This window comes from Streptomyces sp. NPDC097107 (assembly GCF_044762405.1).
Classification (GTDB): domain Bacteria; phylum Actinomycetota; class Actinomycetes; order Streptomycetales; family Streptomycetaceae; genus Streptomyces; species Streptomyces thinghirensis.
Map to the genome: position 1 here is coordinate 1 of NZ_JBIWEF010000014.1, position 23160 is coordinate 23160.

Below are 23160 nucleotides of genomic sequence, written 5' to 3' on the forward strand. Positions count from 1 at the left end.
TACTGCAGGGGGGACCCTGTGGGAGAGTAGGACGCCGCCGAACAATCATTGCGAGGAAACCCCGCACCGGGAACGGTGCGGGGTTTTCTGCGTTTACGGTCGCGTTTACTGTCCTTGTATGCGCTACGACCTGGTTATCTTCGACAACGACGGCGTGCTCGTCGACAGCGAGCCGATCTCCAATCGGCTGCTGGCCGGCTACCTGACCGAGCTGGGCCACCCCACGTCATACGACGACTCCATCCGGGACTACATGGGTGCCGCGATGCACCGGGTTCATGACCTCGTCCTGGAGCGGACGGGCCGACGGCTGCCCGGGGACTTCGACGACGTCTTCCACGGGCGGGTGTTCGCCGCCTTCGAGCGGGACCTGGAGCCGGTGCCCGGAGCTTTCGGTGTGCTCGAGAAGCTCGCGGCGGACGGGGTGGCGTACTGCGTGGCCTCGTCCGGGAGTCATGAGCGAATCCGGGTGGGGCATCGGAAGACCGGGCTGGACCGGTGGTTCGACGACGGGCGGATCTTCAGTTCCCAGGACGTGGGGCGGGGAAAGCCGGCGCCGGATCTGTTCCTGCACACCGCCGAGCGGATGGGGGCCGCGCCGGAGCGGTGTGTCGTAGTCGAGGACAGCCCGCTCGGCGTCCGGGCGGCTGTCGCGGCCGGGATGGATGTGTACGGGTTCACCGCTATGACGCCGGCGGAGAAGCTCGCCGGGGCGACCCGGCTCTTCGGGGACATGGGGGAACTGGCCGATCTGCTGTTGCGCTGACAGAACTCAACAGAGCTGAGCCGAATTCACCTTTGGTTGGATCTACCCACGGGTAGGCGGGAGCCCTACGCTCGCCGCCATGACTGATGTGCTGCGGCGCGGCAGGGTCTCGTTGGCGTTCGGTTTCTTCGCTCAGGGCGTCGCGTTCGCTCTGCTCGTCACGCGCATCCCGGCCATCCAGGACCAGTACGGCGTCTCCGACGCGCTGCTGCCCGTCTTCCTGGCCGCCGTGCCGATCCTGGCCGGTGTGGGGAGTGTGGTGACCGGGCGCATGGTGCGGCGGGTGCGGCCGAGTCGGTTGCTGCGCTGGTCCCAGCCCGTGGTGCTGCTGGCGCTGCTCGGTGTCGGGGCGGGGGACCGGGTGGCGGTGCTGGCCGTCGCGCTGGCCGGATTCGGGCTCGCCGTGGGTGCGTTGGACGCGTCGATGAACATGCTCGGGGTGAGCCTGCAGCGGTCGTACGGGCGCAGCATCATGCTGGGGTTCCACGCGGCGTACAGCCTGGGCGGGATTCTGGGGGCCTCGCTGGCCTGGGCGGGGGCGCACTGGGATCTGGCGTTGTGGGTGTCGTATCTGCCGGTCGTGGCGGTGCTGGTGCCGGCCGCCCTGGTGGGGAGCCGGTGGTACGTCGACGGGACGGCCCATGGCGGGGAGCCCGGTGCGGAGGGGGCGCGGAAGGGGGACGGCGCGGGCGTCGGATTCAAGGTGCTGTTGCCGCTGTGTCTGGTGATGACGTTCGCGTACATCGGGGACTCGACCGTCTCCAACTGGAGCGCGAAGTACCTCCAGGACGTGCTGGGTAGTTCGGAGCAGCTGGCCACTGTGCCGTACAACGTGTACATGGTGACCACGCTGGTGGGGCGTGCCGTCGGGGACTTCGGGGTGCGGCGGTTCGGGGCCGTGGCGGTGGTGCGGGGCGGGGCGGTCGTCGCGGCGGGTGGGTTCGCCGTGGTGGCGGGAGCGCCGGGGGCCTGGGTGGGGATGCTCGGGTTCATGGGGCTGGGGCTGGGGTTGTGTGTGCTGGTGCCGCAGACGTTCGCGGCTGCGGGGCGGCTGGCTGCGGAGAGGGACGGCCGGCCCGGGGCGTCCGACGCGGCGGTGGCGCGGCTCAATGTCTTCAACTACGTCGGTTTTCTGATCGGTTCGCCGTTGGTGGGTGCGCTGGGGGATGCCTGGAGCTATCGCGGGGCCATGCTCGTACCGATGGTGTTGGTGCTGGTGACGGTCGTGTACGCCCGGTCGTTCGAGGCTCAACCTGACCGATACGGTGGCGGGCATGAGCGGCCGCGCACAGCTGATGTGGGACGAGGCAGTAACGGGCTATGACTTCGGCCCGGATCACCCGATGGATCCGGTCCGTCTCGCCCTGACGCGAGGACTGGTCGGGGCCCTGGGGCTCGACCGCGAGGTGGAGGTCGTCGCGGCGCGGCCGGCCGGGGAGTCGACGCTGCGGCTCGTCCACCGGCAGGACTACATCGACGCGGTGAGGGCGGCCTCCGTGGATCCGGGCTCGGCGGACGGGTCGTACGGGCTCGGGACGATCGATGATCCGGCCTTCGCGGGGATGCACGAGGTGTCCTCGCTGATCGCCGGGCAGTCGGTGGGGGCGGCGGAGGCGGTGTGGCGCGGTGACGCGCTGCACGCGGTGAACTTCGCGGGCGGGCTGCACCATGCGATGCCCGGCGCGGCTTCGGGCTTCTGCGTGTACAACGACGCGGCGCTGGCGATCGCGCGGCTGCTGGAGCTGGGAGCCGAGCGGGTCGCGTATGTGGATGTGGACGTGCATCACGGGGACGGGGTGCAGGCGGCGTTCTGGGAGGACCCGCGGGTTCTGACGGTCTCGCTGCACGAGCATCCGGCGACGTTGTTCCCGCAGACCGGGTGGCCGGAGGAGACCGGGGCGGACTGTGCGGAGGGGTCGGCGGTGAATGTCGCGTTGCCGGCGGGAACCGGGGACGCGGGGTGGCTGCGCGCGTTCCACGCGGTGGTGCCGGAGGTGATCGCGGACTTCCGGCCGCAGGTGCTGGTGACGCAGCACGGTGCGGACACGCACTTCGAGGATCCGCTCGCGCATCTGGCGGTGTCGTTGGATGCGCAGCGGGCGGTGCAGGTGGCGTGTCATGAGCTGGCGCACGAGTACGCCGGGGGCCGGTGGGTGGCGCTGGGGGGCGGGGGATACGCGGTGGTGGATGTGGTGCCGCGGTCGTGGACGCATCTGGTGGGGATCGCGGCGGGGCGGCCGGTGGAGCCGGAGACGGTGATCCCGGAGGGGTGGCGGCAGGAGGTGTTCGCGCGGACGCGGCAGCTCGGGCCGATGCGGATGACCGATGGGCGGTGGCCGGTGGGGTGGGCCTCCTGGGAGGCGGGGTACGACCCTGCCGATCGGTTGGACCAGGCGGTGGTGGCGGCTCGGCGGGCGGTGTTTCCGTTGCGGGGGCTTCTGGCGTGACGGTGGCTTCTGGCGTGACCGTGGCTTAGGGCGTGACCGCGGCTTCGGGAGCTCGCGTGGTGTTCGGTGCCGGGGTGCCGGGGTGCCGGGGTGCCGGGGTGCCGGGGTGCCGGGGTCTGCCCGTTGCCCGGCGTGAGGGTGCGCCGGGGGTGGGTTGACGTGGGCCGGCGCTGGCCGGGTGCCGCTGCGCCCACCCGTGCCGCCCCAGCGGCACGACTGCCCGCGGCTACGGCACGGCTGCCTGCGGCTACGGCACGGCTGCCCGCCCCTGCGGTGGATGCGACTGGCCGCAGCTCAGGGGCGAGGCGGGGACGTTACGCCGACCGTGGGGAGATTCGTGCGTTCCCCGGTGCGGGGTGGGAGGAACCGGCAGCATCGGGTTCGTGCTGACCCGTCGAGCTCTTCGGGCTCATCTTCTGGACGTTCGTCTTGCCGGGGTCGTGGCGACTTCCCGGGAGGTGAGTCTGCGGAGTTACCGGTTGTTCGCCGCACGGGACCCGCGGGTGCTGATCGGGATCGACCCGGCAGGGGGCTGGGGGCAGGGGGACCTGCTCGGGCTGATGGCGGAGAGGTGTGGGGTTTCGGCCGATCCGCGCGACACTTCGGGCCAGGATGTGATTGACCCCGATCGGACACTGGCCGCGCTGGATGCTTTCGCCGGCCGGCTCGCCGCGGTCGCTCAGCGTCGCGCCCCGGTCCTCCTCGGCACCGGGCACCCTCACCGACTGCTCGGCTTCTACGCCGCCTTGTCCGAGGCGTTGTCGGCGGCGGGATGTACTGTCCTCACCCCGGCGCAGGGTCGCTGTGTCGACATAACGACCCGGTTCGGTCTACGCACGTACAACCTCGACTACGTCCGGGGAGTCGCGTTGGTGCGGGAACCCGGCGCCGGGCGCGCCGGTGGTGAGCCCGGCGCACACACGCATTCGCCGCTCCCGGTTCGCACCGTGCTGGCCGCCGCGGCCGACGCCGGCGGGCCGCTTCCCGAGCTGGTGATCGGGGATCACGGCTGGGTCTGCGGAGCAGGTCAGCTGGGGTTCGAGGCCATCGGGCCGGCCGATACGGACGATCCCGCGCTCTTCGTCGGTGAGGCGGAGGGGTTCGTGTCCGTCGTCGTTCCAGTTGATGACGCCGTGCGGTCCGAGTACTACCGGCCGCTTACCCGCTACGTACTCAATCGGGCGTGTCTGTCACGGTAGGGAAGCGAAGGGTGCACCTCTTCCCCATTCGCATCACCCGCCCCTACATTGGGGAGTGAGCACGCAGCGACGAAGAGTCACCGGAAGGGGAAGCCGGTGGCCGTCGAGTGCGGAAGGTTCAGGTGTGTCATGGCTGCAGCTGGCGAGAGGCCTCTGAACGAGGTTCAGTTCCTTACCGTGGCGGAGGTCGCCTCGGTGATGCGCGTGTCCAAGATGACCGTGTACCGGTTGGTGCACAGCGGTCATCTGCCCGCGATCCGGGTGGGACGGTCGTTCCGCGTCCCGGAGCAAGCGGTTCACGAGTACCTTCGCGAGAGCTATGTGGGGGTGGAAACGGCCTGACGACCTCGATTACGACCTCAGCGCTCGGGCGGGTAGGCTAGCCCCTCGTAGGTCGTGTGGGCCCATGGCGCTCACCAACCGAGTGATGAGAAGTGAGCGAGGATAGTCGTGGGCTCTGTTATCAAGAAGCGGCGCAAGCGGATGGCCAAGAAGAAGCACCGCAAGCTGCTCAAGCGCACGCGCGTTCAGCGTCGCAACAAGAAGTAAGCGACGCTGCGCCGTCAGCGTGTCCTGTGGCCCTCCACCGCATCCGGTGGGGGGCCACAGTCGTATCCAGGGGGCCGGGGCGCCGACGACCGCGAATTCCCGTCACTTGCTGCATCCGGCGGTCATCACAGCGCAACACCGACCGGCTAAGTTGGCCGGCAGACGGGGAACGCGGCAGGCTACGGAGTAGGGCGGAAGGAAGGCGCTGATCTTGGGCAAGGTCGTGCTCGTGACCGGAGTGGCCCGTCAGCTGGGGGGCCGGTTCGTGCGGCGCATCCAGCGTGACCCGGACGTGGACCGGGTCGTCGGCGTGGACGCCGTCGCGCCGGAGCACCATCTGGGCGGCGCGGACTTCGTCCAGGCGGACATCCGGCAGTCGGCCATCGGGCGCATCCTCGCCGAGACGGGGGCCGACACGGTCGTCCACCTCGACGTCACGGGCACGCCGCTGGGCAGCGGCAGCCGTACGTCGGTCAAAGAGACCAACGTCATCGGCACGATGCAGCTGCTCGGTGCCTGCCAGAAGTCGCCGACCGTGCAGCGGCTCGTGGTGAAGTCCAGTACGAACGTCTACGGGTCCGCGCCGCGCGACCCGGCCGTCTGCACCGAGACCACCGCGCCCAAGTCGCTGCCGAGCGGCGGCTTCGCCAAGGACGCGGTCGAGGTCGAGGGGTACGTACGAGGGTTCGCGCGGCGTCGCCCGGACGTGGCGGTGACCGTACTGCGGTTCGCCAACATCCTCGGCCCGAGCGCGGACACGCCGCTCGCCTCGTACTTCGGGCTGCCGGTGCTGCCGACGGTGTTCGGCTACGACCCGCGGTTGCAGTTCGTACACGAGGACGACGTGATCGAGGTGTTGCGGATCTCCTCGCACGAGCCGCGGCGGTCCACGCTGAACAGCGGCACCTTCAACATCGCCGGCGACGGTGTCCTGCTGCTCTCCCAGTGCTCGCGCCGGCTGGGCCGCCCCACGGTGCCGCTGCTGCTGCCCGCGGTCACCTGGGCGGGCTCGCTCGTGCGTACGCTGGGAATGACGGACTTCTCCCCCGAGCAGATCCGGCTGCTCACCCACGGGCGGGCGGTGGACACCACGCAGATGCGTGAAACCCTGGGTTTCCGGCCGAAGTACACGACGGCCGGGGCGTTCGCGGACTTCGCGCGCGGTCGCGGTGCCGGGCTGCTGCCGCCCGAGGCCCTCGCGGGGGCCGTCGACCGGATCGCGGAGCTGTCCTTGCGGGGCAGCGGCCACCTCCCGACCCAGAGCGCCAACTGAGGAGCGCATCAACGATGGCGGACGCCAAGGTCATTCCGTTCGACGACGACCGGTCGCGGGGGAGCGGCCAGGACGCGGCCCAGCGACCGGCGCGGCGCCGCGGCGCGGGGAGCCGCCGCAAGGGCACGGCGGGCTCGGTGCCGGTACGTGAGGTGCAGCCCCTGCCGGTGCGGGGGGCCGCGCAGGATGATGTGCCGGTGTCACATGAGTCGCCCGAGTCGTCCGGGGCGCCCGAGCCGCGGGCACAGGACGCGGACGGTGGTCTGGAGCGGCGTATCGCGGGCGGTCTGGCGTTCCTGCGCCGCCGGCTCACCGGCGACTACGAGGTCGACGACTTCGGCTACGACGCCGAACTCACCGACCAGGTGCTGATGTCCCTGCTGCGGCCGGTGTACGAGAAGTACTTCCGAGTCGAGGTGAAGGGCGTGGAGAACATCCCGTCCGAGGGCGGCGCGCTGATCGTCGCCAACCACTCCGGGACGCTGCCGCTGGACGGGCTGATGATGCAGGTCGCGGTGCACGACCATCATCCGGCCGACCGGCACCTGCGCCTGCTGGCGGCGGACCTGGTGTTCGTGCTGCCGGTGGTCAACGAGCTGGCGCGCAAGCTCGGGCACACGCTGGCCTGTGCGGAGGACGCCGAACGGCTGCTCGGTCAGGGCGAGCTGGTCGGGGTGATGCCGGAGGGCTTCAAGGGCGTCGGCAAGCCGTTCGGCGAGCGCTACAAGCTCCAGCGTTTCGGGCGCGGCGGCTTCGTGTCCACGGCGCTGCGGCAGGGTGTGCCGATCGTTCCGTGCTCGATCGTCGGGGCGGAGGAGATCTACCCGATGGTGGGCAACGCCAAGACGGTGGCGCGGCTGCTGGGCTTTCCGTACTTCCCGCTGACGCCGACCTTTCCGTGGCTGGGGCCGCTGGGCGCGGTGCCGTTGCCGACGAAGTGGACGATCCAGTTCGGCGAGCCGATCCCGACGGACGGCTATCCGCCGGAGGCGGCCGAGGACCCGATGCTGATGTTCAACTTGACCGACCAGGTGAGGGAGCAGATTCAGCACACGCTCTACAAGCTGCTGGTGCAGCGGAGGTCGGTGTTCTTCTGACGTGCGTCGGTGCGTCGGTGCGTCGGTGGGGGTGCCCTCTGCGCGACGCAGGGGGCACCCCCACCGGCTCAGTCGGCGTCCTCGCCCTCGATGCCAAGGCCCGGCAGGAGGCCCGGCAGGAGGGGCGGGAGGGTGACGTCCGGCTCGTCAGGCAGGGTGTTGTCGCCCGTCGGCGGAGAGGCGGTGCCGGCGTCCTTCGGCGGGTCGAGCAGGCCGCCCGTGCCGCCGCCGAGCAGGCCGTCGTTCTCCTTGCCGGAGTCGGCCGACTCGCTGGGGCTGCCGCTGTCCGTGCGGCCGCGCTCGGACGTACCGTCGTCGCCGTCGCCGGGGGCCGGCGAGTGGCCGGAGCCCGGGGTGTCGGTGGTCGTCGACTCGGAGCCGCCCTGTCGGCCGCCGTCTCCGGTGCCGTGGTCCCGGGTGGGCGGCTGCGGCAGCATGGACTGCAGCGGTGCCACGTCGTTCTCTATGGCGTCGAAGACCGACGACACCTGCTCGCTGACGTCCCCGAGCTGCACGGGCAGGCGCTCGCGCAGTGCTCCCCAGGCCTCCCGGTGGGAGCGGGAGAAGGCGGAGAGGGCCTGCATGGGGGCCAGTGAGTCGGGGTCCCGGGCGTAGGCCGCGCTGAGTAGGCGATGGCCCTCGGACGCGTCGTGGCGCATGCCGGACAGGGCGCGGCGGACCTCGCCGAGGGACTCGTGGTCGAGGGGCCCGCTGCGGTCGCGTTCCATCAGCCGGCGTGCTTCGTTCAGCCGGGTCGACGCCAGGTCCAGATAGGCCCGGCCGCGCTCGTCGTCCCCTTCGGCGAGGCCGAGGCGGAAGTCCTCTATGCCGCGCTTGAGGCCGTAGAGCGAGTCGCCGGGAAGGGCGTCCGAACTGGCGGCGGCGACTCCGCCGAAGGCGCCGGCGGCCACGCTCACGCTCAGTCCGCCCGCGGTGAGGCCCTTGGCCAGCCGCGAGCGCGGCCGGAACCTCTTCAGCGGGGCCGCCCGGTGGGTGCCGCGCGCCCGGCGTTGCTCCGGGACCGAAGTGTCCGCCGCCCCGCCGCCCGCGGTGCCCTCTTGCAGCATGGCCTCGAACGCGGCCACCAGCTGGGCCCGCTGGACGACCTTGACCTCGGGATCCAGCTGTGGCCGGGGCAGCGTCTCCAGACCGGTGGCGAGGGTCAAGAGACGACCCTGCTCGGTCGGTTCCGCGGTGGCCCCGGCGGCTGCCGGTCCTCCGGACTGCTCGGTCGCCGCCCCGGGATCGGACTGCTCCTCCAGAGCCCGGGCGAAGGCGTTCGCCCGCCGGTGTGCCGATACGTTCGCGATCACTGGCGGCACCTCCTCTCGTCATGACGGTCGACTCCCCAGGGGGTCCTGAGGGTTGCACTCCCTGATCGGGACCACCCGATCGTGTGATCGGAGTCGGTCGGGGAGCGACCACAGGGAGCCTGCATCCCGCACAACGAGCGGCGCGGCACTTGGGTTACGGACGGTGGATGATCGGACCGCGGACCCAACCGACTTTCACCTACGGTGATTTGGGAAATGCGGAGGGTCGCTGCGGTGGGTGGGTGTGGGCGGGGTGCGTCGCGGTGCCTCGGGGCGCCCACGGTTCAGCGTGCGTCGTCCGGCAGCAGCCGGGCGAGGGTGCGTACGGCCCGGTACTGGAGCGTCTTGATGGCACCCTCGTTCTTGCCCATGACGCGCGCGGTCTCGGCGACCGAGAGGCCCTGGAGGAAGCGCAGGGTCACGCACTCCTGCTGCTGCGGGTTGAGCCGTCGCACGGCGTCCAGCAGGGCGGCGTTCGAGAGCGATTCGAGGACGGAGTCCTCGGGGGACCGCTCGACCTCGTTGGCGTCGAGCATCTCGCCGGTGGTGACCTCCAGCCGGAAGCGGCTGGACTTGAAGTGGTCGGCGACGAGGTTGCGGGCGATGGTCACCAGCCAGGCGCCGAAGTCGCGGCCCTGCCAGGTGAAGGTGCCGATGCGCCGCAGGGCCCGCAGGAAGGTCTCGCTGGTGAGGTCCTCGGCGGTCGCCTTCCCGCCGACGCGGTAGTAGATGTAGCGGTACACGGTGTCGCTGTACTGGTCGTAGAGCCGCCCGAAGGCGTCGGCCTCGCCGGCCTGGGCGCGTTCGACCAGGTCCATCATGCGGGCGCTGTCGCTGTCCGCGGCGGGGCGGCGGTGGGTGGTTGCGGCGGCGGTCCCGGACGAGGACGACCGCGCGCGTCTGCCGACGGCGGCGCTTCCGTCGGCCAGTGCGTAGCACGGGCCCACGGGGGCGGTGGCCGCGGCGAGGGCGGGGACGGCGTACGCGGTGGGGACGAAGCCGCGCAACAGGTCTTGGGCTGATTTGACCGTTGCGCGCAGCGTAGCCAGGCCCGAGGCGTCAACCCCGACGTGTGGGTACACGGGACTCCCAGAGGCAGAGCTTCCATCACGTGCAGTACGGAACCATTCACCCGTCGTAGCGAAGGTGGGGTACCGGAATGCGTCTGAGGAGAATAACGCTTCGTGCAGGCACTGCTACGCCCAGTTGCTCAAATCATCGATTACGTCGCTTCTCTGCCCGATTGACGCTCGATCGGATGCTGCAAAGTGATCAGTTAATGACCGGAACGGTTCGGATTCCTGGTGACTACAGAGCGTGTTGTGGTCGATGTGAGGAAAGTGGACTGGAGGGGGTGTCGCGCGGGTACGTCACACCGATTGGGTCAACGGCGGCGGCGGTGCAGTGCGATGGCCGCCGCGGTGCCGCCGGCCACCGCGCCGACGCCCGCGGCCGCGGGGATGCCGACCTTGGCCGCCTTGCGGCCGGTGCGGTAGTCGCGCAGGCGCCACTCCAGTTCGCGGGCGTGCTTGCGCAGCTTGGAGTCCGGGTTGATCGCGTAGGGGTGGCCGACCAGCGACAGCATCGGGATGTCGTTGTGGGAGTCGCTGTAGGCGGCGCAGCGGGTCAGGTCCAGGCACTCCGCCGTCGCCAGTGCGCGTACCGCCTCGGCCTTCGCGGGGCCGTGCAGCGGTTCGCCGACCAGCTTGCCCGTGTAGACGCCGCCGACCGACTCGGCCACCGTGCCCAGCGCGCCGGTCAGGCTCAGGCGGCGGGCGATCACCTGGGCGATCTCCACCGGGGCGGCCGTGACCAGCCAGACCTTCTGGCCCGCGTCCAGATGGGCCTGGGCGAGGGCGCGGGTGCCGGGCCAGATCCGCTCGGCCATGTACTCGTCGTAGATCTCCTCGCCGATCGACTTCAGCTCGGAGACGCGGTGGCCCTTGACGATCGACAGGGCGGAGTCGCGGGCGTCCTGCATGTGCTCCGGGTCCTCGAGCCCGGCCAGCCGGAAGTACGCCTGCTGCCACGCGAACCGGGCGAGGTCGCGGGTCTCGAAGAACTTCCGCTTGTACAGGCCCCGGCCGAAGTGGAAGATCGCGGCGCCCTGCATCACGGTGTTGTCGAGGTCGAAGAAGGCGGCCGCCCTGTCGTCGCCGTGGACCGGGAACTCCACTTCCGCGCCCGTGGCGGGGGCGGAAGTGTCCTGTGCGGACTGGGCGGATTTACGGGCTGCCTCCGCCGAGGCCTCGCCTGCCAACACGCTCCGCGCCGTGGCGGAGCGCCTACGGGGGGTGAGCCATCGAAGAGCGGCCATGCCCGTGAGCATAGCCAGTTTGTTCGGAGGCTTCGGAGTGGAGAGGTTCGCAGGCTGTGAACTCTGGGCGGCCGGGCCGTTAAAGAGGTGCCCGCGCGGGCGCGTCGGCCCCCCGGCCCGGCAGGCGGCCCGCCCGTCGCCGAGGGGCCGGCGTACGCCGCCGTGCGCGCGAGAATGGCCGGCATGAGTCCCCTCTTCCGCCGAAAGCCCCCGCAGACCCCGGGGGGCCCGCAGCCCGCGCAGTCTCATGAGCACTCCGAGAACCATCTCGTCACCCTCATCCGCAAACCCGGCTGTCATCTGTGTGATGACGCACAGCTCGTCGTCGAGAAGGTGTGTGCCGACCTCGGTGTCCCCTGGGAGGGGAAGGACATCACCCAGGACCGCCAACTCCACGACGAGTACTGGGAACAGATCCCGGTCGTCCTCGTCGACGGCAGGCAGCACACCTTCTGGCGTGTGAACGAGGAACGCCTGCGTAAGGCACTGACCGAGCAGTCCAAGTAGTCCGGATGGTCGCTTAGGATCGATGGTGACTTGGTCTCGGGGGCGTTGATCGTGAGGAGCGTGTGCGGCTTTGCCCCCGATGGGAGAGGAGCGCGTGCGCGTATGCGCCGGTTCCCGGCTCGTGCGCCGGGCGCGCGTGAGCCCGGTCACGTTGGCCGGGCAAATCGGACACCATCTTTGTGCACGCGTTCACAAAGACATAGCCTGCATTCGACGGGGCGGTCATGTAGGGACGTATGACCGCCTACAGCCCCGCTCTACCCGCAGGAGCACCGTGGCAACTGGCCGAACACACCGACCGGCGACCCGCAGCCGAGGGATTCCCGAGGCCACCGTCGCCAGGCTTCCGCTGTACCTCCGCGCCCTCACCGCGCTCTCCGAGCGCTCGGTGCCCACGGTCTCCTCCGAGGAGCTGGCGGCCGCGGCCGGAGTCAACTCCGCGAAGCTGCGCAAGGACTTCTCCTACCTCGGCTCCTACGGGACCCGGGGTGTCGGCTACGACGTCGAGTATCTCGTCTACCAGATCTCCCGCGAGCTGGGGCTCACCCAGGACTGGCCGGTAGTGATCGTCGGTATCGGTAACCTCGGCGCCGCGCTCGCCAACTACGGCGGCTTCGCCTCCCGCGGGTTCCGCGTCGCGGCGCTGATCGACGCCGATCCGTCAATGGCCGGAAAGCCCGTCGCCGGTATCCCGGTGCAGCACACCGACGAGCTGGAGAAGATCATCCAGGACGACGGTGTCTCGATCGGTGTGATCGCGACCCCCGCCGGTGCCGCCCAGCAGGTCTGCGACCGGCTCGTGGCCGCCGGTGTCACCTCGATCCTCAACTTCGCGCCGACCGTGCTGAACGTCCCCGAGGGCGTCGACGTGCGCAAGGTCGACCTCTCCATCGAGCTGCAGATCCTCGCCTTCCACGAGCAGCGCAAGGCGGGCGAGGAGGCCGCGGCCGACGCCGGCGTCGTGCCGCCCGCCGTCGCCCGCAAGCAGCGCCCCGCCACCGACCAGGGACCCGACGGGGACGTGCCCGCCGTGATGCCGGCATGAGTCTCCTCGTCGTCGGACTGAGCCACCGCAGCGCGCCGGTCAGCGTGCTGGAGCGGGCGTCCCTGAGCGCGGACGCGCAGCTCAAGCTGTTGCAGGACACGGTCGCCGCCGAACCGGCCACCGAGGCCGCGGTCCTGGCCACCTGCAACCGCATCGAGCTGTACGCCGACGTGGACAAGTTCCACGCCGGTGTCGCCGAGCTGTCCACGCTGCTCGCCCAGCACAGCGGGGTCGGCCTGGATGAGCTCACTCCTCATCTTTATGTGCACTACGAGGACCGGGCCGTCCACCACCTCTTCTCGGTGGCCTGCGGGCTCGACTCGATGGTGGTGGGCGAGGGCCAGATCCTCGGCCAGATAAAGGACTCGCTGGCCCGGGCGCAGGACCTGCACTCCGCCGGCCGGCTCCTGAACGACCTGTTCCAGCAGGCGCTGCGCGTCGGCAAGCGGGCCCACTCCGAGACCGGCATCGATCGCGCCGGGCAGTCCCTGGTCACCTTCGGCCTGGAGCAGCTGTCCGCGGGAGCCGACGTCCAGCAGTGGGCGCGGGGCAAGAGGGCCCTGGTCATCGGCGCGGGCTCGATGTCCTCGCTGGCCGCCGCCACGCTGGCGCGGGCCGGGGTCGGCGAAATCGTCGTGGCCAACCGCACCTTCGAACGCGCCGAGCGGCTCGCGCAGATCCTGACGGAGGGCGACGACACGGACGTGCTGGCCCGCGCGGTACCGATGGACTCGGTGCCGCTCGAGCTGACACGTGCCGACGTGGCCGTCTCCTGCACCGGCGCGACCGGGATCGTCCTCACGGCCGACGCCGTGGCGGCCGCGGTGGAGCGCCGTACGGGGGTCCCCGCCGCCGAGTCCGGCGACGCGCCCTCCGAGGCGGGCGCCGCCGCCGGCGTCGTACGGGAGGCAGCCGAAACGCCTGTGCCGGGCGCCGGCACGGACGACAACTGCCCACTCGACCTGTCCTCCGTACCGACCGGCTTCTCCGTCATGGGGGAGGCCGCCGTGGCCGGCATGGACGCGGCGACGCTGGAGCAGCACGGGGCCTGGGCCGCGGGCGGCGCGGTCGCGGACCGGACGCGCGAGGCCGGACGGCCGGGCGCCGAGGCGGACGCCGAGCTGATCACCGCGCTCGCCGCGACGGCCGCGAGTGTCGGGCGCATCCCCGAGCGGCGACGGCCCGAGCCGGTCGCCGAGGTGCCGCGCCCGCAGCCCGTGCTCTTCCTCCTCGACCTCGCCATGCCGCGGGACATCGACGCCGCCGTGCACCGGCTGTCCGGGGTGCGGCTGGTGGACATCGAGTCGCTCGCCGACGCCTCCGCGGACGCACCCATGGCGGCCGACGTCGACATGGTCCGCCGCATCGTGGCCGACGAGGTCGCCGCGTTCGGGGCGGCCCTGCGGGCCGCGCACATCACGCCCACCGTGGTCGCGCTGCGCAGCATGGCCGCCGACGTCGTGGCGGGCGAGATCGCCCGGCTGGAGGGGCGGCTGCCGGGCCTCGACGACAAACACCGCGCCGAGATCACCCAGACCGTCAAGCGTGTGGTCGACAAGCTGCTGCACGCACCGACGGTACGGGTCAAGCAACTCGCCGCCGAGCCCGGCGGTGCCGGGTACGCGGACGCGTTGCGCACCCTGTTCGACCTCGACCCCGAGACGGTGGCCTCCGTCTCCCGCGCCGAGAACAGCACTGAGAAGAACCGAGGGCCGGCATGACTGAGAAGGCACTGAGGCTGGGGACCAGGCGAAGTAAGCTCGCCATGGCCCAGTCCGGGCAGGTGGCGGACGCCGTGAGCCAGGTGACCGGTCGGCCCGTTGAGCTGGTCGAGATCACCACGTACGGGGATGTCTCCCGCGAGGCGCTCGCGCAGATCGGCGGCACGGGCGTGTTCGTGGCCGCGCTGCGCGACGCGCTGCTGCGGGGTGAGGTGGACTTCGCGGTTCACTCGCTCAAGGACCTCCCCACCGCGCAGCACGAGGGCCTGGTGGTGGCCGCCGTTCCGGAGCGCGAGGACCCGCGGGACGTGGTCGTCGCCCGGGACGCGCGCAAGCTCACCGACCTGCCCCGCGGGGCGCGGATAGGTACGGGCGCGCCGCGGCGCATGGCGCAGCTGAACGCGTACGCCCGCACCCACGGGATGGAGATCGAGACGGTCCCGATCCGGGGCAACGTCGACACCCGCATCGGGTACGTCCGCAGCGGCGAGCTCGACGCGGTCGTGCTGGCCGCCGCCGGGCTGAACCGGGTGGGCCGCATCGACGAGGTGACCGACTTCCTGTCGGTCGACACGGTTCTGCCCGCCCCCGGCCAGGGGGCACTGGCGATCGAATGCACCGCGGACAACACGGAGCTGATCGCCGCGCTCGCCGAACTCGACGACCCGTTCACGCGGGTCGCCGTGACGGCCGAGCGGTCACTGCTCGCCGCCCTGGAGGCCGGCTGCAGCGCCCCGGTGGGCGCGCTGGCCGACCTCCTGGCCGACGGGCAGATTGTCAAGGAGATGCGCCTGCGCGGCGTCGTCGGCACGACCGACGGCTCGACGCTGGTGCAGCTGTCCACCACCGGTCCCGTGCCTGAAACGCACGAGGCGGCACTGGCACTCGGTCGCGAACTCGCCACCGAGATGCTCGCCCAGGGCGCGGCCGGTCTGATGGGGGAGCGAGCACAGTGAGCCCCACCACCTTTCCCGCCGGTCCGGAACAAGGGCACGTCACCTTCCTGGGTGCCGGACCCGGAGATCCGGGACTGCTGACTCTGCGCGCCGTGGAGGCGCTGTCACACGCGGACGTCCTCGTCGCCGAGCACGAGGTGCTCGACGTCGTACGCACGCACGCGAGGCAGGGCGTGTCGGAAGTGCACACGGACACCGATCCCTCGGATCCGGGCACAAGCACGCCCCAGCTGAAGGTAGTTGACAGCGCGTCAACGACCTCGGGCGTCCCCGCCGTGCGGGATGCCGCACATCTTGTCATGGAGGCCGCGCGGGGCGGCAGGCGGGTCGTGCGTGCGGTGACCGGGGATCCCGGGCTCGACACGTACGCCGCCGAGGAGATGCTGGCGTGCGCCGCGGCCGGGGTGCCCTTCGAGGTCGTCCCCGGTATCGCGAACGCCGTCGGCGTGCCGGCGTACGCCGGTGTGCCGCTGCGGGACGCCGAGGGTGCCGACGTGCGGTTCGTGGACGCCCGTACGGCGTCGGACCGCTGCTGGACCGAGGTCGGTGCCTCCGACGGGACGGTCGTCGTGTCGACGACGCTCGACTCGGTGGCCGCGGCCGCCGGTGAGCTGGTCTCGGCGGGCCGCAAGCCGGACACCCCGATGACGGTGACGATCGCCGGTACGACGACCCGGCAGCGCACCTGGTCCGCCACCCTCGGCACGGTCGCGCAGACGCTGAAGCAGGCGAAGGTGCTGCCGTCCCCGGACGGTGGCCGGCCGGTGATAGCCGTGGTCGGCGAGCGTTCCGCCTCCGCCCGGCGCGAGAAGCTGTCGTGGTTCGAGTCCAAGCCGCTGTTCGGCTGGAAGGTTCTCGTGCCGCGCACGAAGGAGCAGGCGGCGTCGCTCTCCGACCAGCTGCGCTCGTACGGCGCCGTGCCGAGCGAGGTCCCGACCATCGCCGTCGAGCCGCCGCGCACGCCCCAGCAGATGGAGCGGGCGGTCAAGGGCCTGGTGACGGGCCGCTACGAGTGGATCGCGTTCACGTCGGTCAACGCGGTGAAGGCGGTCCGGGAGAAGTTCGAGGAGTACGGGCTGGACGCCCGTGCCTTCGCGGGCATCAAGGTCGCCGCGGTGGGCGAGCAGACGGCGAAGGCCCTCATCGCCTTCGGCGTGAAGCCGGACCTGGTGCCGAGCGGTGAGCAGTCGGCCGCCGGTCTGCTGGAGGACTGGCCGCCGTACGACCCGGTCTTCGACCCGATCGACCGTGTCTTCCTGCCGCGCGCCGACATCGCGACCGAGACGCTGGTCGCCGGTCTGATCGAGCTGGGCTGGGAGGTCGACGACGTCACCGCCTACCGGACGGTGCGCGCCTCGCCGCCGCCGGCCACGACGCGGGAGGCCATCAAGGGCGGTGGCTTCGACGCGGTGCTGTTCACGTCGTCGTCCACGGTGCGGAACCTGGTCGGCATCGCCGGCAAGCCGCACAACGTGACGGTGATCGCGTGCATCGGCCCGGCGACCGCCAAGACGGCCGAGGAGCACGGTCTGCGGGTGGACGTCATGGCTCCCGAGCCGTCCGTCCACAAGCTGGCGGAGGCCCTGGCCGACTTCGGCCTGCGGCGCCGCGCGTCGGCCCTGGAGGCCGGGGACCCGGTGACGCGGCCGAGCGAGCGGCGGCCGGGGGCGCGGCGGCGTCGGTCCTCCACGTGAGGTGAGGCGAGGTGAGGTGAGGCGGGGCGTTCCTTCGGGGGCGCCCCGCCTCGCTGTCGCTACCCGCCGGTCCCGGAGCGTGACTACGGGCGTCCCGTCGGCCGGCGCACCTCGCTCAGCCCCATCGGTGGGGCGGGCGGCAGCGGGGCCGGGCGGCCGGGGGGCGGTGGCCGGAAGGCCTGGAAGAGGTAGGTGAGCAGGCGGCGCGAGGCGGCCAGGGCGGTTTCGCGGGGTTGGCCGGCGAGGCCGGTGACGGCCAGGAGGAGGAGCGCGATGTCCGCGGGATCGAAGTCCTCGCGGAGCTGTCCGGCCTCGCGGGCGCGTCGGACCAGGCGGGCCAGGCCTTCCTCGGCGCAGGCGCGTTCCTCGTCGTAGTCGAGAGCTTCGGGGAAGCGGGCCATGAGTACGGTCTCGAAGCCGCGGTCGGTCACCAGCGTGGTGCACACCTTCTCGAGGAGCGTGTACAGGCCGTGCCCCGGGTCGGGGTCGGCGAGGGCCTCGTCGAGAGCGGACGCGCACAGTGAGAGCTGTTCGGTGAAGGCGGCGGTGACGAGCGCGGAGCGGGTCGGGAAGCGCCGGTAGAGGGTGGCGACGCCGACGCCGGCTCGGCGGGCGACGGCGCTCATGGGGGCGTCGACGCCCTGGGCCGCGAACGTCTCGCGGGCGGCCTCCAGGACGCGTTCGCGGTTGCGGCGGGCGTCGGCGCGCAGGTCCCGATCCGCCGGAGGGCCTCCGGCGGTGTGCTCGGGGGGTTTGTGAGAGGTCTGATCAGGCATGTTTCTCACTTCCGGCGAAGTGGAGGATGTCGTCCACTTACGGGTCCAGGATGAGCGTAGCAGCGGGTTCGAGCGGTGCCCGCGCTCCCCGAACGCGATATGGGACAAGACATGAGCGAGATGAACGCGGTCCTCTTCGACCGTTTCGGCCCCCCGGACGTCCTCTACGTCGGCAGGCGGCCCGTACCCGTCATCAGTCCCGAGCAGGTGCTGGTGCGGGTGCACGCCGCCGGTGTCAACGGCGGCGACCTGCTCGACCGGACCGGGAAGGTGCGCCTGGTGACCGGCCGCGCCTTCCCCAAGGCGAGCGGCATCGACTTCGCGGGAGAGGTGACCGAGGTCGGGTCCTCGGTCGCCGGGGTGCGTGCGGGGGACCGGGTGTGGGGGCTGCTGGGGCGCGGGACCGGCAGCATGGCCGAGTACGTCGCCGTAAGCGCTCGCCAGATCGCGCCCGCGCCGGAGAACCTCACCCCGGAGCAGGCCGTTTCGCTGCTCGCGGGCGGAACCACGGCGGTGACCGCCCTGCGCGACAAGGCTGCCCTCCAGCCCGGTGAGCGGCTCCTGGTGCGCGGCGGCAGCGGGGGCGTGGGCAGCGTCACCGTCCAGATCGGCCGGCTCTTCGGTGCGCACGTCGCCGCTCTCGCGGGCGGGAGGAACCTCGACTTCGTGCGCGGCCTGGGCGCCGACGAGGCGCTGGACCACCGGGCGACTCCGCTCTCCGGGCTCGGCCGCTTCGACGTCATCGTGGACACGGTCGGCACCGAGCAGTCCCGGGTCCGCCGGCTGCTGGCTCCGGGCGGGCGCATGGTGGCCGTCAGTATCGACTTCGACCGGCCCCTGGCCGGCCTCGGCACGGTCCTCGCCTCCACCGTGCACGGCAGGGGACGCATCCGGGCCTTCAGCGGCAACCCCGACACAGCGCTGCTGAGCGAGGTCACCCGCTACGCGGAGCGCGGCGACATCGTCCCCGTCGTGGACACGGCCCACCCTCTCGACCGTGTCGCCGACGCGCACCGGGCCCTGGAGGCCGGTGGGGTCCGCGGCAAGCACGTGGTCCGGGTCGGCGCCGCGGTGCGTTGACAGGCGGCGGGAGGGTGCGTGTAATGAGGGCGGTGCCGCGTGGCGCCGGTCAAAGAGCAGTGGGCCGGCCGGCGATCGGGCGAGCGCCCTCACTCAAGGGGTACGTGATGAGTTCCTGCTCCGCGCCCTGACACGACGTAGCGCGTTCGCACGTCGTCGTCCTTCTCGCTTCGCCCTTTCCGGCACCGTGCCGCGCGCCGCGGCCTGCCGTCATGGAGACACAGAACCGTATGCCCACGTCTTTTCAGCCTTCCCGGCCTTCTGAGCTTTCCGAGCCGGCCCAGTCCTTCCAGCAGTCCGTCATCGGCGAGTTCCGCGCCAACGGGGGAAAGGTCGGCGGCCCCTTCGAGGGCGAGGACCTGCTCCTGCTGACGACCACCGGCGCCCGGTCGGGAGCCGCGCGGACCACGCCCCTCGGTTACGTCCGGCACGGGGACTCCCTCCTCGTCGTCGGGTCCAACCTCGGTGGTCCGCGGCATCCCGGCTGGTACCACAACCTGCTCGCCCGTCCCCTGGTCGAGGTGGAGATCGGCACCCAGGCCTTCCAGGCGCTCGCCGTGCCCGCCGAGGGCGCCCGGCGCGAGGAGTTGTTCGCGCACGTAGTGCGGGTGGCGCCCGGCTACGGCGACTACCAGGCCGGGACCGACCGGCTGCTGCCGGTCGTGGTGCTGGAGCGCGCCGAGCCCGACGACTGGGAGGGGCCCGGCGAGGTCCGCACCCTCGCCGACAAGGTCATGGAGGTCCACACCTGGCTGCGCGGCCAGTTGCGTCAGGTGCGGGCGGAGACCGACGCTCATTTCGCGTCACGGGACGCGCACCGGGGTGCCGGTGAGGCGCCGGTGCCGGGGCTCGGGTTGCAGATCCGGCAGCGGTGCCTGGCGTTCTGCCAGGCGCTGGAGTTCCATCACGACAGTGAGGACGGGCACTTGTTCCCGGGCATCGCCCGCCACCACCCCCACCTCACCGACGTCTTCGACCGGCTCGACGCCGAACACCGCACGGTCGCCCGCATCCAGGGCGACCTGGCGAACCTGCTGGCCGGCATAGCCATCGCCGACCCGCAGCGCTTCCGCACGGAACTGGCGGCGATGTCCGCGGAGCTGAACGCACACCTCGACTACGAGGAGGACGCGCTGATCCCTTTGCTGGCCGACGTGCCGTGGCCGCCGGTCATGCCCTGACCCGGACCGTCCGGGCCCTCGCGGTGGCTGTCGGCTTCAGGACAGGGGCCGCGTGGGCCGACTTCCCGTCGGCAAAGGCACGGGTGGGGCGGGCGTAGCGTAGGAGGTATGTCGACGTACGGATCCTTTCCCGGCACCCGGCCCCGGCGGCTGCGGACCACTCCCGTCATGCGTCGGATGGTCGCCGAGACCCGGCTGCACCCCGCCGACCTCATCCTCCCCGCCTTCGTACGCGAGGGCGTCAGCGAGCCGGTGCCGATCGCGGCGATGCCCGGGGTCGTGCAGCACACCCGGGACACGCTGAAGAAGGCCGCCGCGGAGGCGGTGGAGGCGGGGGTCTCCGGGATCATGCTCTTCGGGGTGCCGGAGGACGAGAAGAAGGACGCGGCCGGGACGGCGGGGACCGACCCGGACGGGATCCTGCAGGTCGCGCTGCGGGACGTGCGGGCCGAGGTCGGGGACGAACTGCTCGTCATGTCCGACCTGTGCCTCGACGAGTTCACCGACCACGGGCACTGCGGGGTGCTGGACGCTCAGGGGCGGGTCGACAACGACGCCACCCTTGAGCGGTACGCCGAGATGGCGCAGGTGCAGGCCGACGCGGGTGCCCATGTGGTGGGACCCAGCGGGATGATGGACGGTCAGGTCGGGGTCGTCCGTGACGCCCTCGACCAGATCGGGCGCGAGGACGTCGCGATCCTCGCCTACACCGTCAAGTACGCGTCCGCCTTCTACGGGCCCTTCCGGGAGGCCGTCGGGTCCTCGCTCAAGGGGGACCGGAAGACCTACCAGCAGGACGCCGCCAATGTGCGGGACGCGATGCGGGAGCTGGCCCTCGACCTGGAGGAGGGCGCCGACATGGTGATGGTCAAGCCGGCCGGCCCCTACCTCGACATCCTCGCCAGGGTCGCCGAGGCCGTGGACGTGCCCGTCGCCGCCTACCAGATCTCCGGCGAGTACTCGATGATCGAGGCCGCCGCCGAGAAGGGCTGGATCGACCGCGACCGGGCCATCCTGGAGGCGCTCACCGGCATCAAGCGGGCCGGCGCGCGCAACATCCTGACCTACTGGGCCACCGAGGTCGCTCGCACGCTGCGCTGAGCGGCGACCTCGCCCGGTGCTTCGTGCAGGGGGTGCGTGGCGTGTGGGCACCCCTTCAGCGGCCGAGGGCGCCGTCCATGCTGGTCTGCCAGTAGGTGACCGTCGGCCGGCCCGGGTGAAGGCGGCCGGGGGCGAGGGGTCAGAGCCGCTCGGGCGTCCGGATGCCCAGCAGGGCCATGCCCCGGTGCAGGGTGCGGGCCGTGACGTCGGACAGGAACAGGCGGTTCTCCGCCACGTCCCGCGGCGGCGCCGGCTTGATCACCGGGCACTTGTCGTAGAACGACGTGAACAGGGACGCCAGCTGGTAGAGGTACGCCGTCAGCTTGTGCGGGGCGTACTCGCGGCCCGCCTCCGCCACCGTCTCCGCGAAGGCGTCGAGGTGCAGGCCGAGGGCGCGCTCCGCCTCGTGCAGCTCCAGCTCCGGGTGGGCCCCGGGGCGTACGTCGCCGGCCTTGCGCAGGATCGACTGGATCCGGGCGTAGGCGTACTGGAGGTAGACGGACGTGTCGCCGTTCAGCGAGACCATCTGGTCCAGGTCGAACTTGTAGTCCCGGTTCGCCGACGTCGACAGGTCCGCGTACTTCACCGCGCCGATGCCCACCTGGGTACCCCGCTCGGCGATCTCCTGCTCGGACAGGTCCTGCGCCTTCTCCCGGACGACGGCGGACGCGCGGTCGATCGCCTCGTCGAGGAGGTCGACCAGGCGGACCGTCTCACCCGCACGGGTCTTGAACGGCTTGCCGTCCTTGCCGAGGACCGTGCCGAAGGCCAGCTGCTGCGCCGTCACGTCCTCGTTCAGCCAGCCGGCCCGGCGGGCGGTCTCGAAGACCATCTTGAAGTGCAGGGACTGGCGGGCGTCGACCACGTACAGCAGCGTGTCCGCCTTCAGGTTGAAGACGCGGTCGCGGATCGCGGAGAGGTCGGTGGCCGCGTAGCCGTAGCCGCCGTCCGACTTCTGCACGATCAGCGGGACCTGGTTGCCGTCCGGGCCCTTCACGTCTTCGAAGAAGACGCACAACGCGCCCTCGGAACGGACGGCGACGCCCGACTCCTCGAGCATCCGGCAGGTCTCGGCCAGCATGTCGTTGTAGCCGGACTCGCCGACGATGTCGGCGTCGCGGATCTGCATGTCCAGCTTCTCGAAGACGGAGAAGAAGTAGATCTTCGACTCGTCGACGAACTTCTGCCACGCGGCGAGCGTCTTCGGGTCCCCGGCCTGGAGGTCGACCACCCGGCGCCGGGCCCGCGTCCTGAACTCCTCGTCGGAGTCGAAGTGCCTGCGCGCGGCCTTGTAGAGGCGGTCGAGGTTGGACATCGCCTCCTCGCCGCTCACCTCGCCGGCCTCGTGGTCCAGCTCGTGCGGGTGCTCCTCCAGGTACTGGATGAGCATGCCGAACTGGGTGCCCCAGTCGCCGATGTGGTGCCGGCGCACGACGCTCTCGCCGGTGAACTCCAGCAGCTGTGCGACCGAGTCGCCGATCACCGCGGAGCGCAGGTGGCCGACGTGCATCTCCTTCGCCACGTTCGGCTGGGCGTAGTCGATCACCGTCGTGCCGGGGTGCTCGGCGGGCGGGACGCCGAGGCGGCCGGTGTCGTCCGCGTACCGCGCGGCGAGGTTCCCGGTGATCGCCCGGTCGCCGATCGTGATGTTCAGGAAGCCGGGCCCGGAGACCTCGACGTCCTTGATCAGATCGCCGGTGACGATGTGCGAGACGACCTCGGTCGCCAGCTCCCGCGGGTTCGCCTTCGCCTTCTTGGCCAGGGCGAGGATGCCGTTGGCCTGGTAGTCCGCCCGGTCGCTGCGTCGCAGCAGCGGGTCCGCGGGTGCCTCCGGCCGGGCGGCGGAGAGGGCGGACGTCAGCTGCTGGTTGACGAGATCGGTGAGCGACGCGACCGAGGCCATAGGAGTGGGTGCCGTTCTCCTCGTGGGTTCAGATAGACCTGGTCAGTATCCCACGGGTGGGGAAGCGGTTTTCGGCTGCGGGCCGGTGGGGGGCTGGTCGCGCCCACGCGGCGGAGCCGCGGACCGGCACGGCCCCGCGCCCCTCCGGGGCGCTGGTGAAAAGCGGTTTTCGCGGATGCGGGCCGGGCTGGGAGAATGGAGCGGTCAGCCGTGCGACCGTCCGGCTGCTCAGCAG

Annotated in this window: 21 protein-coding genes; 16 read left to right on the top strand and 5 right to left on the bottom strand. The window is 71.4% G+C overall.

Features of this window, described 5'->3' with window-relative positions:
• The first annotated feature begins 118 nt into the window (after positions 1-118).
• The 8 genes from ACIQ1J_RS29050 to ACIQ1J_RS29085 all read left to right on the top strand — a co-directional run bounded on the left by ACIQ1J_RS29050 (position 119) and on the right by ACIQ1J_RS29085 (position 7331).
• Positions 119-766: an HAD family hydrolase gene (locus tag ACIQ1J_RS29050; protein WP_403561409.1), complete on the top strand. Its 648-nt coding sequence runs from the start codon at positions 119-121 to the stop codon at positions 764-766.
• Between the two features lie 79 nt (positions 767-845).
• Entirely contained in the window at positions 846-2090 is a 1245-nt protein-coding gene (locus ACIQ1J_RS29055) for an MFS transporter (RefSeq protein ID WP_403561411.1), read from the top strand.
• The gene (locus tag ACIQ1J_RS29060; RefSeq protein ID WP_403561689.1) at positions 2041-3213 is read left to right on the top strand and encodes an acetoin utilization protein AcuC; all 1173 of its coding nucleotides are present in this window, start codon (positions 2041-2043) and stop codon (positions 3211-3213) included. The genes ACIQ1J_RS29055 and ACIQ1J_RS29060 overlap by 50 nt, the downstream gene beginning before the upstream one ends.
• Positions 3214-3596: 383 nt before the next feature.
• On the top strand, positions 3597-4412 hold the full coding sequence (locus tag ACIQ1J_RS29065; RefSeq protein WP_403561413.1) for a phosphatase: 816 nt from the start codon (positions 3597-3599) through the stop codon (positions 4410-4412).
• A gap of 129 nt (positions 4413-4541) precedes the next feature.
• Positions 4542-4754, top strand: coding sequence for a helix-turn-helix domain-containing protein (locus ACIQ1J_RS29070; protein ID WP_004984898.1), 213 nt, complete (start codon positions 4542-4544; stop codon positions 4752-4754).
• A 108-nt stretch (positions 4755-4862) separates the two neighbouring features.
• Complete coding sequence (locus ACIQ1J_RS29075; protein ID WP_003948845.1) at positions 4863-4961, top strand: 30S ribosomal protein bS22; 99 nt, start codon at positions 4863-4865, stop codon at positions 4959-4961.
• Between the two features lie 211 nt (positions 4962-5172).
• Positions 5173-6234, top strand: coding sequence for an NAD-dependent epimerase/dehydratase family protein (locus ACIQ1J_RS29080; protein WP_210964082.1), 1062 nt, complete (start codon positions 5173-5175; stop codon positions 6232-6234).
• A 14-nt stretch (positions 6235-6248) separates the two neighbouring features.
• Positions 6249-7331 carry a lysophospholipid acyltransferase family protein gene (locus tag ACIQ1J_RS29085; protein WP_403561416.1) on the top strand — a complete coding sequence of 361 codons (1083 nt, stop codon included), beginning with the start codon at positions 6249-6251 and terminating at the stop codon, positions 7329-7331.
• Positions 7332-7399: 68 nt separating this feature from the next.
• Here the strand turns inward: ACIQ1J_RS29085 and ACIQ1J_RS29090 are convergent, their stop codons facing one another.
• The 3 genes from ACIQ1J_RS29090 to ACIQ1J_RS29100 all read right to left on the bottom strand — a co-directional run bounded on the left by ACIQ1J_RS29090 (position 7400) and on the right by ACIQ1J_RS29100 (position 10961).
• On the bottom strand, positions 7400-8644 hold the full coding sequence (locus ACIQ1J_RS29090; protein WP_403561418.1) for a DUF5667 domain-containing protein: 1245 nt from the start codon (positions 8642-8644) through the stop codon (positions 7400-7402).
• Positions 8645-8928: 284 nt separating this feature from the next.
• Positions 8929-9726 carry an ECF subfamily RNA polymerase sigma factor, BldN family gene (locus ACIQ1J_RS29095; protein ID WP_193776438.1) on the bottom strand — a complete coding sequence of 266 codons (798 nt, stop codon included), beginning with the start codon at positions 9724-9726 and terminating at the stop codon, positions 8929-8931.
• Positions 9727-10028: 302 nt separating this feature from the next.
• Complete coding sequence (locus tag ACIQ1J_RS29100) at positions 10029-10961, bottom strand: HAD family hydrolase (protein ID WP_403561420.1); 933 nt, start codon at positions 10959-10961, stop codon at positions 10029-10031.
• A 174-nt stretch (positions 10962-11135) separates the two neighbouring features.
• Between ACIQ1J_RS29100 and ACIQ1J_RS29105 the strand changes: the two genes are divergently transcribed.
• From ACIQ1J_RS29105 to ACIQ1J_RS29125, 5 genes are all read left to right on the top strand, one after another.
• Positions 11136-11468, top strand: a complete 333-nt coding sequence (locus tag ACIQ1J_RS29105; RefSeq protein WP_210964086.1) for a glutaredoxin family protein — start codon at positions 11136-11138, stop codon at positions 11466-11468.
• Positions 11469-11742: 274 nt separating this feature from the next.
• On the top strand, positions 11743-12513 hold the full coding sequence (locus ACIQ1J_RS29110; RefSeq protein WP_403561423.1) for a redox-sensing transcriptional repressor Rex: 771 nt from the start codon (positions 11743-11745) through the stop codon (positions 12511-12513).
• The gene (locus ACIQ1J_RS29115) at positions 12510-14234 is read left to right on the top strand and encodes a glutamyl-tRNA reductase (protein WP_403561425.1); all 1725 of its coding nucleotides are present in this window, start codon (positions 12510-12512) and stop codon (positions 14232-14234) included. Before ACIQ1J_RS29110 ends, ACIQ1J_RS29115 begins: the two co-directional genes overlap by 4 nt.
• On the top strand, positions 14231-15190 hold the full coding sequence (gene hemC / locus ACIQ1J_RS29120) for a hydroxymethylbilane synthase (protein WP_403561427.1): 960 nt from the start codon (positions 14231-14233) through the stop codon (positions 15188-15190). The genes ACIQ1J_RS29115 and hemC overlap by 4 nt, the downstream gene beginning before the upstream one ends.
• A complete protein-coding gene (locus ACIQ1J_RS29125; protein ID WP_403561429.1) occupies positions 15187-16884 on the top strand; it encodes a uroporphyrinogen-III synthase in 1698 nt (565 codons plus the stop codon). Before hemC ends, ACIQ1J_RS29125 begins: the two co-directional genes overlap by 4 nt.
• A gap of 83 nt (positions 16885-16967) precedes the next feature.
• Here ACIQ1J_RS29125 and ACIQ1J_RS29130 read toward each other — a convergent pair whose 3' ends face one another.
• Positions 16968-17660, bottom strand: a complete 693-nt coding sequence (locus tag ACIQ1J_RS29130; protein WP_403561431.1) for a TetR/AcrR family transcriptional regulator — start codon at positions 17658-17660, stop codon at positions 16968-16970.
• A gap of 111 nt (positions 17661-17771) precedes the next feature.
• Between ACIQ1J_RS29130 and ACIQ1J_RS29135 the strand changes: the two genes are divergently transcribed.
• The 3 genes from ACIQ1J_RS29135 to hemB all read left to right on the top strand — a co-directional run bounded on the left by ACIQ1J_RS29135 (position 17772) and on the right by hemB (position 21022).
• Positions 17772-18740 (top strand): NAD(P)-dependent alcohol dehydrogenase, encoded by a 969-nt coding sequence (locus tag ACIQ1J_RS29135; protein ID WP_403561433.1) that lies wholly within the window; start codon positions 17772-17774, stop codon positions 18738-18740.
• A gap of 230 nt (positions 18741-18970) precedes the next feature.
• Complete coding sequence (locus tag ACIQ1J_RS29140; RefSeq protein ID WP_403561435.1) at positions 18971-19921, top strand: nitroreductase/quinone reductase family protein; 951 nt, start codon at positions 18971-18973, stop codon at positions 19919-19921.
• A 108-nt stretch (positions 19922-20029) separates the two neighbouring features.
• Entirely contained in the window at positions 20030-21022 is a 993-nt protein-coding gene (gene hemB, locus ACIQ1J_RS29145; RefSeq protein WP_403561437.1) for a porphobilinogen synthase, read from the top strand.
• Positions 21023-21161: 139 nt separating this feature from the next.
• Here the strand turns inward: hemB and argS are convergent, their stop codons facing one another.
• Positions 21162-22925 carry an arginine--tRNA ligase gene (gene argS / locus ACIQ1J_RS29150; RefSeq protein WP_403561439.1) on the bottom strand — a complete coding sequence of 588 codons (1764 nt, stop codon included), beginning with the start codon at positions 22923-22925 and terminating at the stop codon, positions 21162-21164.
• Positions 22926-23160 lie beyond the last annotated feature (235 nt).

Coding starts and splice junctions, on each gene's coding strand:
- ACIQ1J_RS29140 (WP_403561435.1), top strand. CDS start 18,971: ATGCCCACGTCTTTTCAGCCTTCCCGGCCTTCTGAGCTTTCCGAGCCG.
- ACIQ1J_RS29100 (WP_403561420.1), bottom strand. CDS start 10,961: ATGGCCGCTCTTCGATGGCTCACCCCCCGTAGGCGCTCCGCCACGGCG.
- ACIQ1J_RS29115 (WP_403561425.1), top strand. CDS start 12,510: ATGAGTCTCCTCGTCGTCGGACTGAGCCACCGCAGCGCGCCGGTCAGC.
- ACIQ1J_RS29070 (WP_004984898.1), top strand. CDS start 4,542: ATGGCTGCAGCTGGCGAGAGGCCTCTGAACGAGGTTCAGTTCCTTACC.
- hemC (WP_403561427.1), top strand. CDS start 14,231: ATGACTGAGAAGGCACTGAGGCTGGGGACCAGGCGAAGTAAGCTCGCC.
- hemB (WP_403561437.1), top strand. CDS start 20,030: ATGTCGACGTACGGATCCTTTCCCGGCACCCGGCCCCGGCGGCTGCGG.
- argS (WP_403561439.1), bottom strand. CDS start 22,925: ATGGCCTCGGTCGCGTCGCTCACCGATCTCGTCAACCAGCAGCTGACG.
- ACIQ1J_RS29055 (WP_403561411.1), top strand. CDS start 846: ATGACTGATGTGCTGCGGCGCGGCAGGGTCTCGTTGGCGTTCGGTTTC.
- ACIQ1J_RS29060 (WP_403561689.1), top strand. CDS start 2,041: ATGAGCGGCCGCGCACAGCTGATGTGGGACGAGGCAGTAACGGGCTAT.
- ACIQ1J_RS29130 (WP_403561431.1), bottom strand. CDS start 17,660: ATGCCTGATCAGACCTCTCACAAACCCCCCGAGCACACCGCCGGAGGC.
- ACIQ1J_RS29105 (WP_210964086.1), top strand. CDS start 11,136: ATGGCCGGCATGAGTCCCCTCTTCCGCCGAAAGCCCCCGCAGACCCCG.
- ACIQ1J_RS29135 (WP_403561433.1), top strand. CDS start 17,772: ATGAGCGAGATGAACGCGGTCCTCTTCGACCGTTTCGGCCCCCCGGAC.
- ACIQ1J_RS29050 (WP_403561409.1), top strand. CDS start 119: ATGCGCTACGACCTGGTTATCTTCGACAACGACGGCGTGCTCGTCGAC.
- ACIQ1J_RS29085 (WP_403561416.1), top strand. CDS start 6,249: ATGGCGGACGCCAAGGTCATTCCGTTCGACGACGACCGGTCGCGGGGG.